13 protein-coding genes are annotated in these 13,133 nt (G+C 54.6%); 10 read left to right on the top strand and 3 right to left on the bottom strand.

The annotated features are described in order from the left end of the window. The first annotated feature begins 15 nt into the window (after positions 1–15). Together alsK and rbsK are read left to right on the top strand one after the other, a co-directional pair. Complete coding sequence (gene alsK, locus J1784_RS24975; protein WP_217151412.1) at positions 16–960, top strand: allose kinase; 945 nt, start codon at positions 16–18, stop codon at positions 958–960. Beyond that, on the top strand, positions 957–1,889 hold the full coding sequence (rbsK, locus tag J1784_RS24970; protein WP_217151411.1) for a ribokinase: 933 nt from the start codon (positions 957–959) through the stop codon (positions 1,887–1,889). Before alsK ends, rbsK begins: the two co-directional genes overlap by 4 nt. A 58-nt stretch (positions 1,890–1,947) precedes the next feature. Here the strand turns inward: rbsK and J1784_RS24965 are convergent, their stop codons facing one another. Beyond that, complete coding sequence (locus J1784_RS24965) at positions 1,948–2,556, bottom strand: HD domain-containing protein (RefSeq protein WP_217151410.1); 609 nt, start codon at positions 2,554–2,556, stop codon at positions 1,948–1,950. Between the two features lie 371 nt (positions 2,557–2,927). Here J1784_RS24965 and trhA point away from each other — a divergent pair, with 371 nt between their 5' ends. Next, positions 2,928–3,578 (top strand): PAQR family membrane homeostasis protein TrhA, encoded by a 651-nt coding sequence (gene trhA / locus J1784_RS24960; RefSeq protein WP_217151409.1) that lies wholly within the window; start codon positions 2,928–2,930, stop codon positions 3,576–3,578. A gap of 61 nt (positions 3,579–3,639) precedes the next feature. On the opposite strand, the gene J1784_RS24955 is transcribed toward trhA, so the two are convergent. Next, on the bottom strand, positions 3,640–4,932 hold the full coding sequence (locus tag J1784_RS24955) for a lysine N(6)-hydroxylase/L-ornithine N(5)-oxygenase family protein (protein ID WP_217151408.1): 1,293 nt from the start codon (positions 4,930–4,932) through the stop codon (positions 3,640–3,642). Between the two features lie 152 nt (positions 4,933–5,084). On the opposite strand from J1784_RS24955, the gene J1784_RS24950 reads away from it, so the two are divergent. Then, a complete protein-coding gene (locus tag J1784_RS24950) occupies positions 5,085–5,966 on the top strand; it encodes a PhzF family phenazine biosynthesis protein (protein WP_217151407.1) in 882 nt (293 codons plus the stop codon). Here J1784_RS24950 and J1784_RS24945 read toward each other — a convergent pair. Next, entirely contained in the window at positions 5,955–6,836 is an 882-nt protein-coding gene (locus tag J1784_RS24945; RefSeq protein WP_217151406.1) for a LysR family transcriptional regulator, read from the bottom strand. The genes J1784_RS24950 and J1784_RS24945 overlap by 12 nt on opposite strands. A 194-nt stretch (positions 6,837–7,030) precedes the next feature. Between J1784_RS24945 and J1784_RS24940 the strand changes: the two genes are divergently transcribed. From J1784_RS24940 to J1784_RS24915, 6 genes are all read left to right on the top strand, one after another. Continuing rightward, positions 7,031–8,236, top strand: a complete 1,206-nt coding sequence (locus J1784_RS24940) for a M20 family metallopeptidase (protein WP_217151405.1) — start codon at positions 7,031–7,033, stop codon at positions 8,234–8,236. A gap of 53 nt (positions 8,237–8,289) precedes the next feature. Beyond that, on the top strand, positions 8,290–9,084 hold the full coding sequence (locus J1784_RS24935) for a transporter substrate-binding domain-containing protein (RefSeq protein ID WP_217151637.1): 795 nt from the start codon (positions 8,290–8,292) through the stop codon (positions 9,082–9,084). Beyond that, a complete protein-coding gene (locus J1784_RS24930; protein ID WP_217151404.1) occupies positions 9,084–10,769 on the top strand; it encodes a M28 family peptidase in 1,686 nt (561 codons plus the stop codon). The genes J1784_RS24935 and J1784_RS24930 overlap by 1 nt, the downstream gene beginning before the upstream one ends. Before the next feature lie 87 nt (positions 10,770–10,856). Then, on the top strand, positions 10,857–11,291 hold the full coding sequence (locus tag J1784_RS24925) for a GNAT family N-acetyltransferase (RefSeq protein ID WP_238485699.1): 435 nt from the start codon (positions 10,857–10,859) through the stop codon (positions 11,289–11,291). A gap of 98 nt (positions 11,292–11,389) precedes the next feature. Then, a complete protein-coding gene (gene ada, locus J1784_RS24920) occupies positions 11,390–12,487 on the top strand; it encodes a bifunctional DNA-binding transcriptional regulator/O6-methylguanine-DNA methyltransferase Ada (protein ID WP_217151403.1) in 1,098 nt (365 codons plus the stop codon). A gap of 53 nt (positions 12,488–12,540) precedes the next feature. Continuing rightward, on the top strand, positions 12,541–13,080 hold the full coding sequence (locus J1784_RS24915; protein WP_217151402.1) for a GNAT family N-acetyltransferase: 540 nt from the start codon (positions 12,541–12,543) through the stop codon (positions 13,078–13,080). Positions 13,081–13,133 lie beyond the last annotated feature (53 nt).

Raw genomic sequence — 13,133 nt, 5'->3', positions numbered from 1 at the left:
GGGCAGGAGAGCCGTATGCCGCACTTTCTTGGAGTCGATGTCGGGGGCACCAATACCCGTTTAATGCTGATGGACAGCCAGCAAAATTTTCGCGGCTACCACAAAACCCCGACCCAAAGCTGGGCGGGGCAGAATGACCCGATACAGGGGCTGGAAAACCTGATCACGGCGTATTTGCAGGAGCAGGATCCGCATCATCAGGTGGCGCAGGTGATGCTCGGTCTGCCGGGCGTATTGTCCCGCGACCGGCAAACCGTGTTATCGCTGCCGTTTATCTCCGCGCTGGATAACCAGCCGGTGGCGGCGCTTCTTTCAGCGCGGTTACAACTGCCGGTGGCGATGGACAAAGACGTTAACCATCTGATGTGGTGGGATTTAACACAGCACAGTGCGCTGCCGGATGTCGCTGTCGGGTTGTATCTCGGCACCGGCCTTGGCAACAGTTTGTGGATCAACGGGGATTTTTACCACGGCGCGCACGGCGGTGCTGGCGAGCTGGGGCACATTCCGCTGGCGGGGAATCCGCTACTCTGTCCGTGCGGCAAAACCGGCTGCGTCGAGACGCTGACCTCCGGCAACTGGCTGACCGGCTGGGCGCGGCAACATGCGCCGCAAACGCCGTTCGCTGACCTGTTTGTGCGTCATGCCGGGCATGTGGATTTAACCGAATTCGTGGCACGACTGGCGCGCACCGTCGCCAGTGAAATGAACATTCTGGATCCCGAATATTTAGTGCTGGGCGGCGGTGTGCTGGCGATGGAAAACTTCCCGCTGGCCGAACTCGAACAGCAGTTACGCAGCCATTTACGCAGTCCGTATCCGGCGAACGATCTCACCATTCATTTCAGCGCCGTCACCGACGAGACCGGTTGCCGGGGCGCGTGTTTAGCCGCACAGCGCGTTTTTCCGACGCAGCCCGCTCTGGCCGCCGGAACATTTTCCTTCAGGAGAGAGGCATGAACAAAGGCAAGGTATGCGTATTTGGTTCTTTCAACCTCGATATCGTCGCAGGCATGGCGCGTTTCCCTAAACCGGGAGAATCCCTGATTGCCCGTAACAGCATGATGGGCGCGGGCGGCAAGGGCGCGAACCAGGCGGTGGCTGCGCTGCGCGCCGGTGCGCGGGTGCATTACATCGGCAAAGTAGGGCGCGATGATTTCGGCATGTTTGCCCGCCGCCACCTCGACAGCGCCGGTTTCGATGCTGTCACACTGTTTTCCACCAGCGAATGCCCGACCGGCAATGCCCTGATTTATGTCGCCGGAGCCGATGCCGAAAACATGATTGCGGTCGATCCGGGCGCAAACCTGACGGTCACCGATGAAGAAGTTGAACAGTGCCGTCCGGCGGTCGCCGCCGCCGATATCCTGCTGACCCAGCTCGAAAACAATCTGTCCGCAATTGAAAAACTGATCGGCATCGCGAAGGATAACGGCACTTACATTATCCTCAACCCCGCGCCGTTCCAGCCGGTTTCCGACCATCTGCTGGCGCAGGTGGATTTACTGACGCCAAACGCCACGGAATGCACGTTGCTTACCGGTATCGAAGTCTGCGATATTCCCTCCGCCGGACGCGCTGCCCATGCGCTGCACGCCAAAGGGATCCAGGCGCTGATCATCACCTTAGGTACGCAGGGCGCGCTGCTTTCGGTGAACGGCGAAACGCAGATTATCCATGCCTGTCCGGCCACGCCGGTTGATACCACAGGCGCAGGGGACGCCTTCAACGGCGCGCTGGCCTCACAACTCGCCGCCGGAGCCACCCTTCCCGAAGCCGCACAGTTCGCCTCCGCTTATGCGTCCGTCTGTGTGGAACGCGCAGGTGCTGCGGCATCGATGCCGACATACGAAGAAGCACGGGAAAGGATGGGGGTTGTGGTGGTTTGATTCGGCTCTGCTTTGCTCCTCTCCTTCGCAGGGGGAGGAGCAAAACCAGAAGCTAAGATTACTTCAGCCAGCCCTGCTGATGGGCGTTATCCAGATGGGTGCGAATGTGCAGCCACAGTTCAGGATGGATATCGGCGATAAAGGCATTGCGCGCTAACACCTGCTCCAGACGGATATTGTTTTCTACCCAGCTCTGACCCTGATTATTCAGGTTCATGACCATCGGCATTACGCGGTCGATCACCAGCGCAAAACGCGCTTCCGGGGTTTCGCCCGCTTCGTATTCATTCCATAAATCAAGAAACTGTGTGCTCAGCGGCGCAGGCAGCAGGCCGAACAAACGGTTTGCGGCAATGATTTCCTGATCGTGAACCGCCGCGCGGGCAGCGAGATCGTAAACCAGCACATCACCGGCGTCTATTTCGACGATGTCGTGGATAAGCGCCATCCGGATGACTTTATTAATATCCACACCCTGGGGCGCAAAGGGTGCCAGAGACATCGCCGCCACGGCGAAATGCCAGCTATGTTCCGCAGAGTTTTCCTGACGCTCAGTGCCTAACACTTTGGTGCGACGTTGCACGCTTTTCAGCTTGTCGATTTCCATCAGGAACTGAAAAACTTCGGTCATTGCCCCGAAATTCAGCGGGGGAGTTGCTGCAGACATAGTCACACCTTAGTCATATTGACGGCATTAATAACGGCGTTATCAGAGATTTCCGGTACACCTTAATCGCTTGATGACAAAAAATCATGTTTTTGGATGCGGAAATTCCCGCTGTCATCAGAATGTTACATGGGTAAATTATAAACAAGGTGAATGAATTGAAGGGATTCCGGACAGCGTCATAATGAAATGATGATCCGGCTAAGAGACTGTTACATCGGGAAATACTCATTTTAAGCTTACAGGTGTACACTGGAATGGTTCTCAGCTACTCTGCTTGCGGTATGATTTATAATCAGCAGGAATAAACGGCTGAAGACTGCAATATTTTGTGTATTTTCATAAATTTTTGCCTCGAGGGTTCTCAACGTATGGGTAAGTTGTCTCCATCACCACAGGGATATCCGTGGGCTGAAGAAATTGCCAACAGCCTGAGTCACGGCGTGGGTCTGGTTTTCGGGATTGTCGGACTGGTGTTGTTACTGGTTCAGGCGGTAGGCGATAACGCCAGCGCTATGGCGATCACCAGCTACAGTTTGTACGGCGGCAGTATGATTTTGCTGTTTCTGGCCTCCACGTTGTATCACGCGATACCGCATCAGAAAGCCAAATACTGGCTGAAAAAATTTGACCACTGCGCGATTTATCTGCTGATCGCCGGGACCTACACGCCGTTCCTGCTGGTCGGGCTTAACTCCCCGCTGGCGAAAGGACTGATGGCGGTGATCTGGGGGCTGGCGCTGTTCGGCGTGATTTTTAAACTGGCGTTTGCACACCGTTTTGAGGTGCTTTCGCTGGTGACATATCTGACGATGGGCTGGCTGTCACTGATAGTGATTTACCAGCTGGCGACCAAACTTTCGCTGGGCGGCGTGATATTGCTGGCGCTGGGCGGCGTGGTGTACACACTGGGCGTCATTTTCTACGCCTCGAAACGTTTTCGTTTTGGTCACGCTATCTGGCATGGATTCGTGCTCGGCGGCAGTGCCTGTCACTTTTTAGCCATCTATTTTTACGTCTGATGTGTTAAGTGAACGTCAGTAAAAGAAAAGCGGAGCCTGATGCTCCGCTTTTTTATTCGCGCTATTTCTTACTCACATCGTTTGACCACCATTGCACCAGCGAAGGCACCGGCCGCAAATCGTAATGCGCTTCGCCCAGCAGATGATTGAGGATTTTCGCCGAGCGCCATGCCGTCAGGGTCAGTTGTCCTTCGGCGCTGCCGTGACTGTGAATACCGGCATTCACCGCGTAAATGCGGTTCTGCTGCGGACCATCCCAGCGCAGGTTGAAGTTCGGCTGAAGCGGCAAATGCTGCTCACGATCATAAGGAATACGGTCCAGCAGCGGTTCGAGATAATCCGGTAAACCCGGGCGATAGCCGGTCGCCAGGATCACGATATCGGCGCTGAACTGTTCCTCACATTTTTCCAGCCCGTGTTTTGCCTGCAAACTGAAATCACCCGCGGCGTTACGCACGATATGATCGAGCGCGCGGTGCGGCAGTAAACGCACATTTCGCGGCTGATGCAGGACGTCGAAACGGTGATAAAGCTGCTTATAAATATCTTCCAGCGTGTGATAACTGATGCCGTCTGACGGTAATTTTTGCGTTTCGATTTCCTGCTCGCGCACGTCTTCAGGCAGCGTATAAAAGTAATTCACATACTCCGGCGTGAAATATTCATTGGTGAAAATGGATTCATCCAGCGGCTGAAAATTCGGGCGTCGCGATATCCAGCTCAGTTCGGCGAACTCGCCCCAGTGGCCGCTCAGCGCGTTGAGAATAATGTCGGCGCCGCTTTGTCCGCCACCGACGATTGCCACGCGTTTACCGGTGAAATCCGGCTCGCGCAGTTCAATCTCGGCGGCATGAAAACAGTTTTCGCCCAGCGCCGCCCGCGCCGGTTTGGGGATCCACGGCGCATGGCCGGTGCCAAGACAAATATTGCGCGCACGGTGCTCGCCTTTTTCACTCTGCACGATAAATTCCTGCCGCTTGTCATCGAAATCGATGCGCCCGACCGGCTCGGAAAAATGCAGATCAGGAATGCGGTCGCACGCCCAGCGCAGATAATCTGAAAACTCGTCGCGGCTGATGATCAGCTGTTCCGTCGCCAGAAAGCGGTAAATTTTCTTCTGTTCCACCAGATAATTGATGAAGGAAAACTCGCTGCGCGGGGCGACAGTGGTCACCAGATCCTGCAACACATAGGTTTGCATGGTGGCCGTCGGCAGCAGCATACCGGGGTGCCAGCTGAATTCCGGATTGGCATCGAAGAAGGCGGCGTCGAGTTTTCCGCTATCTTTTGCCATAGCGGCGAGGCTTAAGTTAAAGGGACCGATACCAATACCTATCAAATCCTTCGCGGACATCTTTCTGTTCCTTATGTTTTTAGGATATTTTGGAAACTCTGTTAAGCATAGGCCAGCCGCCAGCCGCTGACATATTTCTCGATAACTTATCGAAATATTCCTAAACTCAGTCACTTCGCTATTTCTTACTCAATGATTAAAAAGGATTTGCTATGACCCGCCTGCGCCGTTTTAAACAAGTTGATGTGTTCACCGCTGAGCCGCTGAAGGGCAACGCACTGGCCGTGATACTTGATGCTGAAGGGCTGACAGACGCCGAGATGTTTGCGATGGCCCGCTGGACTAATCTTGCGGAAACGGCGTTTGTGCTCAAACCGACTTCACCGCAAGCGGATTATCGTGTGCGGATTTTTACCACTGATAAGGAGCTGCCGTTCGCCGGACACCCGACGCTGGGCACCGCGTACGCGCTGTTGCAAAGCGGGTTGCAGCCGAAAAATCCGGGCTATCTGATTCAGGAATGTGGTGTCGGGCTGGTGCAGGTGAAACAGCTGACAGAAGGCGGACAGGCATTTTCTGCGCCATCTGCGGCGCAGACGCCACTTGATAGTCAGCACCTTGAACTGCTAACCACGGCGTTACGAGGCGGAAAAATTCAGGCGGATGTCACACCGGTCGAAGTCGATATGGGGATTATCTGGCTGGTGGTGCGGATGGAAAGCGCGCAGGAGTGCCTGAATATCACCCCCGATGCGGCAGCAGTCAGTCAGTTACAGAAACAGCTGGGGATTAACGGCATCGCGGTTTACGGTCTGCACGATAAAAATGGTCCGGCAGATTATGAAGTGCGGGCGATTATCGATGAGGAGGGTGTGCTGAAAGAAGATCCCGTCACCGGCAGCGCCAATGCCTGTCTTGCGCGGGTGCTGAAAGCGGCGAATTTCCCGGACGGCGCACAGATGGCACAAACTTACCGCGTGCGTCAGGGGACTAAACTCCAGCGCGATGGCCGCGTGACCGTGACGTTTGTCGATGGCGAGCCCTGGGTAGGCGGCGATACCTGTACGCTCATCGACGGCACGTTAGATCTCTGAGAAGCGTGATACCGGCGTTTGTTGCGCCGTCTGTAAAAGATGACTGAACGCCTGCATATACGGCGTGGCGTTCAGGTTATGGCGGTGCAGCAGCCAGGTGCGGTTTTTTACCGTCGTGCCGTCCACGTTAATAGGGCGGCGGAAAAAATGTTCCGGCAGCGGTAAATACGTAGCGACAATCGCGTATCCCAGCCCGTGTTCCACCATCGCCATACACACTTCCAGTTTATCGACTTCCATCGTGATATTCGGCGCATGTGAAAAGTTAGCATTCCACCAGCGCTCAATCAGTTGCGTGACATGCGCGCCGTGATGAATTTTTATTTGCGGCATATGCGGCAGCAGGGCGAAATCAAAATCCTGACTGTTAACCAGCACATAGTCGTCTTCCTCAATAAGATGTTTGGCTTCCTTCCAGTTAAAATCATCCTTCACCAGCGCCATATCAATTTCACCGCGCAGCAGTTTCTGAATGATTTCCTCACTAAAACCGCTCATCAGATTTACGCGGATCCCCGGATGTGTCTGCCGGAACTGGCTGAGTAACGGCGGCAGGCGATACGCGGCATAGTTGCTCGACACGCCCAGCGAAATTTCTCCCTGCTGTTCCTGATCCAGACTGTGCAGATTGAGTTTCAGCTGCTGCAAATCATTGAGTACAGTCACCGCGTGCTGCGCCAGATATTCACCCTGCGCGCTGAAAGTCAGCCCTTTTTGCCCGTCTTCAAACAACCGGATCGCCAGCTTGCGTTCAATCTGACGTAAACGGTAGCTGAGTGCGGGCTGCGAGGTATAAAGCTGCTCCGCCGCACGGGTAATGTTTTTATGCTGATATACCGCCCGCAGTATCAGCCAGTCTTTCTCGTTCATCGTTTTCCGCCGTCCGTAAATTCACTCAGCCATAAAATAATTTTTGCGTAAAAAGCGCAACAGATAAAAAGGCTCAATTTGACCGAAAACGCCAAAAGCCCTATTTCTGTTAGTTATAGAGACAAGTTATCGCAACGCCACAATCCATTCATCCGAAAATAATTTTTGGTTTTGCACCATCGCAGGGAATAAATATGTCGGATTGCACTACATCAGTTCATGACCACAACCCACACAAAGATCAGATTATCGCTGCCGTGGATTCACTCGCGCCGCAGGTCACCGCGCTGGCGCTGAATATTCATGCCAATCCGGAACTGAGTTTTGAGGAAGTAAATTCTGCGGCGGCGTTGATTGCGCCACTGAGGGCTGCTGGGTTTGAAATTGAAGAACAGCTTGGCGGCCTGCCTACGGCGTTTCGCGCGACCTTTGACAGCGGCAAGCCGGGGCCGGTGATTTCGCTGCTGGCGGAATACGATGCGCTGGTTGATCTCGGGCATGCCTGCGGTCATAACCTGATCGGCACCGCGTCGGTCGCTGCCGCGCTGGCGCTGAAACAGGTTTCCCCCCTGCTGACCGGCAAGCTCGAAGTGGTGGGAACGCCGGCGGAAGAAGAGGGCGGCGGAAAAATCATCCTCAGTGACAAAGGATTTTTCGACCACGTTGACGCGGTGATGATGTTCCATCCGCGCGACAAAACGATGGTGGTGCGTGGCGGTCTGGCCTGCGTCGATGCGGTGTTTAAATTCTATGGCAAAGCTGCGCATGCGGCGTCGGCACCGCAAAACGGGATAAGCGCACTGGATGCTGTGATCCACACCTTCAACGGCATTAACGCCTTGCGCCAGTTATTCACCGACGACGTGCGTGTCCACGGCATTATCTCCGACGGCGGCAGCGCCACCAATATCGTTCCGGCTTACAGCGAAGCGAAGTTCCTGATGCGTGCCAGTACGGTCAGAGGGCTGAGCATCGTTAAACAAAAAGTGTTTGATGCTGCGCGGGGCGCCGCGCTGATGAGCGGAGCACGTCTGGAAATCGAAGAGGGGCTGACTTACGCCGAACGTAATAACAATCTGACGCTGGCGGATTACTTCAAACAGAATCTCGAAATTCTCGGTGTGGAAGTGGTACCACCACCGAAAAGCGGCGGTATTGGTTCTTCAGATATCGGTAACGTCAGCCAGATTACGGCGGCCATCCACCCTTATATCCGCATTGGCGATGTATTACCGCACACACCGGAATTTGCGCAGGCCGCTGGTTCCCAGGCTGGTTTGCAGGCCATGTTGCAGGCGGCAAAGGCGCTGGCGATGACGACGATAGATTTGTGTCAGGACCAGGCAAAACTGTCGGCTGTGCGGGAAGAGTTTTTAGCCTGGAAGTCTCGTTTTAACTAAACAATCAAAATAATAACTTTGGGTGAGAGGACAACATTATGATGATAACAACACTGATGAAGAAGACACTGACGGCTGCCGTTCTGGCACTGACGTTTGGCAGTGCGCTGGCGCATGCCGAAGGGGAAACTTTGCGTGTGGCGGCAGATTTAGGTTATCCGCCATTCCAGTACCGTGACGCTGCTGGTATGCCAACCGGTTTTGAAATCGACGTAACCAACGCGATTTGCAGTGAGATGAAAGTAAAATGTGAATTTGTGGTCAGCAGTTTTGATGCCGAGATCCCGTCGCTTATCGCCAAAAAAGTCGATTTTATTTCACCGCAGGGCGCGACAGAAAAACGCCGTAAAGTGATCGACTTCAGCGATTTTGTCTATCACATTCCGACCAAACTGGTGGTGGCAAAAGGCAGCCCGCTGCTGCCGACGCCGGAATCGTTGCAGGGTAAACGTATTGCCGTGCAGCAGGGCTCGATTCAGGAAATGTACGCCAATACGTTCTGGCAGCCGAAAGGCGTGGAAGTGGTGGCTTACGCCGATCAGGACACCATTTATCAGGACCTGATTGCCGGACGTCTGGATGCGGCACTGAGCCCGGCGGTTGCCGTTACTTTCGGTTTCCTCAACAAACCGGAAGGCAAGAATTTCACCCTGACCGGCCCGGAAGTGCGTGACGACAAACTGTTCAGCATCGGCTCCTCTTACGGTCTGCGTAAGGGCGACGATCACATCAAAAAACTGCTCAATGACGGTCTGGCAAAAATCATCGCCGACGGTACCTGGGATAAGATTAAGACCAAATACTTTGGTCAGCTGGATATTTCAGTACATCAGGAGAAGGCCCAATAATGCTGCTGCGTCCGCCGGTTCGTGAACATTTATTGCCGCTGATGGACGGCCTGCTGCACGAGTTTTCCTCGCTGCACCGGCTTTCCGGTTGCGAGGATGCGGAACAGGCGGCGCGGCACCTGCTGTCTTTATTACAGGAACAGGGGCTGGACGCCCGTCTGATGCATTGCCCGCTGTACCTTAGCGATCCGCTAGCCGGACGTTTACGTTTGCCGGAACATCCTCAATGGCAGTGCGAAGCCAAAACCCGTTCATTCTCGGCACACTGTCCGCAGGGCATGGAAGGGCGCGCATATTACGATGCCGGAGCCTGTGAACCGCGCACAGATCTCGAATGGAAAAGCTGGGCGCAGGACGTAAGAGGCAAAATTGTGATCGCCGGGCAGGGCTTGGAAGATTACGTGCAACGCTTATGCGCGGCGGGCGCCACGGGGCTTATCCATATCTGGGGCTCGGCGGAAACGGCGCTGCATGAAGAAACTGTCGGGCCGGTCTGGGGCACGCCGGAACCGGACGATTTTTTGCGGTATCCGCGACTGCCGGTGATTTCCGTCAATCAGCAGGACGGCGAACGCTTGCTGGCGCAGTTGCAGCAACACCCGCTAATGACGCTGGAAATTGCCACGGAACTGAATTTTCACGTCGCCGAATGCAGTATGCCGGTGGTGGATATTCCCGGCGCCACGTCGGAATTCGTGCTGCTTTCTTCGCATTACGATTCCTGGCACGAAGGCGTCACGGACAACGCCACGGGGAATGCGCTGTGTCTGGCGATGGCGATCCATTTCCATCAGCAGCCACAAAAACTGCTGCGCGGCCTGCGGATTATCTGGTGGCCTGGACATTCCAACGCCCGCTACGGCGGCTCGACGTGGTACGCCGACAATTACCGCCAGCAGCTGAAGCAGCATTGTGTGGCGCACATCAACGTCGATTCGCCCGGTTGTCTTGATGCCGTGGACGTAGTGCTCAACGCCAGCGGCGCGGAATCGCACGTGTTTCTCAATGCCGCCGTGGAAGCCGTGACCGGTGAACCGGCGAGACGTATCACGCCGCTGGGCAAAGGCGGCGATCAGTCATTCTGGGGCTGTGGTTTGCCGCTGCATTTTGCGTTTCGCGAAGTGCCGCTGGAGAAAACCAGTCAGTCGCCGGGCAGTGGCGGAGGCTGGTGGTGGCACACCGAAGCGGATACTTACGATAAAGTGGATCTGAATATTCTCTGGCGCGATACGAAGATCCACGCGCACTGGCTGGAAAGTCTGCTGACGCAGCCCGCGCTGCCGCTGGATCCGCTGGCGTATCTGAACAGCTTGCAGCAATCACTGACAGAACTGATGCGCACTATTTCCTCTGAGTTTGATCTGAGGCCTGTGGCTGAAAAATTACAGCAATTGCAGCCCCCTCTGGCAGAACTGACAGTGAACTGGCAGGCAGATCCCCTGGCGTGGCAGCCGCAGCTGAAACAGGTGGTTGCCGGTTTGCATCGCCTGAGATACAGCTCGGTGGACGATTTTCATTATGACCTGAGTTATCGCGGTGGTGCGTTTCCCGGCTTTCAGGAGCTGGCCGCCCGGCGCGAAGATACCCCTGCACAAATGTGGCTGATGATGACCACGCGGTTTTGTCGTCAGCGTGATCGTGCCCTGTCGTTACTCGAAAATGTGGCGGTTATTTGTCGCTCATGACCAGCAGATACCGGCAGGCCAGATCACCCGTATTACTGAATGTGATGGGCAGGTCGACGCCAAAAGTCAGTGCATCGCCTGCCGACAATGCGTAATGATCCGCGCCACATCGACAGCATGACCTCCTGGTTTGCCACTAAACTGACCAATAACTTTCCGGTTGTCGGGCTGGAAGACGAACAAGGGACGCTGCTGGGTTTTGCCAGTTACGGCACGTTCCGCGCCTGGCCTGCGTATAAATATTCGGTCGAACATTCCATTTATATTCATAAAGATCATCGTGGAAAAGGGCTGGGTAAAGTCCTTCTGAACGCGCTGGTGAAGGCCGCCCGTGAGCAGGGCGTGCATACGCTGATTGGCGCGATTGACGCGGCCAACAGCGGCAGTATTGCTCTGCATGAAAAAAACGGATTCAGTCATACTGGTACAATTAAGCAGGCGGCATTCAAATTTGATCGCTGGCTGGATCTGGCCATTTATCAGATGATCCTCGACACGCCGTTAAAACCGGTGGCAGGCTGAAAGTCCGGCGCTGAATGAGAAAGCAAGGGCCGGAGGGCACACGGGATAATGGCGGCTTATGCTGACAGTCATCCAGTCGGGAAATGTGAGGCAGAAAAATGTCAGGTAAAACACAAGTCATCAATAATACGGCAGCGGTAAACTCATCCTGTGTGCAGAGTCAGGATCCGCGCTGGCAGGCGGTTGTCAGCTGTGATGCGAAAGCAGATGGCAGGTTTGTCTATGCTGTAAAAACGACCGGTATTTACTGCGCACCTTCGTGCCCGTCGCGCCAACCGAATCCGGAAAACATTCTTTATTTTGATAACCCCGAATTGGCTGAGCAGGCAGGATTTCGTCCGTGTAAACGCTGCCGCCAGGGGCTGATTTCACTGGCGCAGTTTCATGCTCAGCGCGTGACGCAGGCCTGCCGGTTGCTGGAAGAATCCGCCGAAATGCTGACGCTCAATCAGCTGGCTGCCGAAGTGGGCATCAGTGCTTATCACTTTCATCGTCTGTTTAAAGCGCAAACCGGAGTGACACCCAAAGAATACCAGCAGGCACAGCGCGCACGTCGTGTCCGTGAAAAGCTGGCAGATTCTGCAACGATCACCGAGGCTATTCACGCGGCGGGATATCCTTCTGATGGCAGGTTTTACGAAACCTCCGCTGCGATGCTGGGCATGACGCCGCAGAATTTCCGTTCCGGCGGAAGATATGTACGCGTCTGGTTTGCCATCGGCAAATCATCACTTGGCGATATTCTGGTTGCCGAAAGTCAGCGTGGGATCTGCGCCATTTTGCTGGGTGACGATCCTGAAAAGCTGATCAGTGAGCTGCAAAACAGTTTTCCACAGGCGGAATTACTGGGCGGCGATCCGGATTTCGAACAGCGAATTGCCTCAATCGTCGGCTTTGTGGAAGCACCACAAATCGGGCTGGATTTGCCACTGGATATTCGTGGTACGGCCTTTCAGCAGCGCGTGTGGCAGGCTTTGCGAGATATCCCGCCGGGGGATACCGTCAGCTATGCTGAGATTGCGAATAAAATTGGCTCACCTAAATCAGTCCGTGCCGTAGCCGGAGCCTGCGCTGCAAACCTGCTGGCGGTCGCTATTCCCTGCCATCGGGTGATTAAAACCGACGGTAATATTTCCGGTTACCGCTGGGGCGTGGAACGAAAACGCAGTTTGCTGGCGCGGGAAGAGAAAGGCTGACTATACTCAGCTGACTTTATGATTTTACAAACATTTTAATGATGAGGGATGCCGTGCCAGCCTGCACTTTACGGATTGCTGAACCAAAAGATATCGACTCACTTGCCCGGTTACACGTCGCCATCTGGCGCGATACGTATCATGAACTGGCACCGCCGGAAGCCTTTGCTGCGCTTGATGTTCCGCGCCGTAAATCCTTCTGGCAGGATAAGTTTGCGCATCCCGCCGCCGGTCAGGGCATTTTTATTGCGGAAGTCGATGGGGAATTAGCCGGGTTCAGTCTGGCTTCTGCTTCCTCAAATCCTGAATTTGGCGAGATGGCCGAAATCAAATTCTTGTATGTTTCGCCGGTATTTAAGCGTCAGGGGATTGGCAGATTACTGATTGCCAAAGCCGCAGCACATCTGGCGGAAGAAGGTTTCAAAAGTGCAGGATTGGGGGTTGTTGAAGGCAACGCATCTGCAATTGGGTTCTACAGTGCTTTGGGTGGCCGCGAAGCAGGACGCTATACCGACGCAGGTCCGCTCTGGCGTTCGCCAAATATTATCTATGCATGGCCTGATATAACGGTGTTGTCTGCGCTGAATTCCTGAGCCGCTGTTATCAAGGAATAAAGTCTGCCTGCGTCAGTGAATAACGCAGGCAA

Origin of the sequence: Rahnella ecdela (assembly GCF_019049625.1) — a bacterium.
GTDB classification, from domain to species: Bacteria; Pseudomonadota; Gammaproteobacteria; order Enterobacterales; family Enterobacteriaceae; genus Rahnella; species Rahnella ecdela.
This window is presented reverse-complemented; position numbering and strand designations above follow the sequence as displayed.

Bases quoted from the DNA above. Each gene is read 5' to 3' on its own strand.
- alsK (WP_217151412.1), top strand. From the start codon at position 16: ATGCCGCACTTTCTTGGAGTCGATGTCGGGGGCACCAATACCCGTTTA.
- rbsK (WP_217151411.1), top strand. From the start codon at position 957: ATGAACAAAGGCAAGGTATGCGTATTTGGTTCTTTCAACCTCGATATC.
- J1784_RS24965 (WP_217151410.1), bottom strand. From the start codon at position 2,556: ATGTCTGCAGCAACTCCCCCGCTGAATTTCGGGGCAATGACCGAAGTT.
- trhA (WP_217151409.1), top strand. From the start codon at position 2,928: ATGGGTAAGTTGTCTCCATCACCACAGGGATATCCGTGGGCTGAAGAA.
- J1784_RS24955 (WP_217151408.1), bottom strand. From the start codon at position 4,932: ATGTCCGCGAAGGATTTGATAGGTATTGGTATCGGTCCCTTTAACTTA.
- J1784_RS24950 (WP_217151407.1), top strand. From the start codon at position 5,085: ATGACCCGCCTGCGCCGTTTTAAACAAGTTGATGTGTTCACCGCTGAG.
- J1784_RS24945 (WP_217151406.1), bottom strand. From the start codon at position 6,836: ATGAACGAGAAAGACTGGCTGATACTGCGGGCGGTATATCAGCATAAA.
- J1784_RS24940 (WP_217151405.1), top strand. From the start codon at position 7,031: ATGTCGGATTGCACTACATCAGTTCATGACCACAACCCACACAAAGAT.
- J1784_RS24930 (WP_217151404.1), top strand. From the start codon at position 9,084: ATGCTGCTGCGTCCGCCGGTTCGTGAACATTTATTGCCGCTGATGGAC.
- J1784_RS24925 (WP_238485699.1), top strand. From the start codon at position 10,857: ATGCGTAATGATCCGCGCCACATCGACAGCATGACCTCCTGGTTTGCC.
- ada (WP_217151403.1), top strand. From the start codon at position 11,390: ATGTCAGGTAAAACACAAGTCATCAATAATACGGCAGCGGTAAACTCA.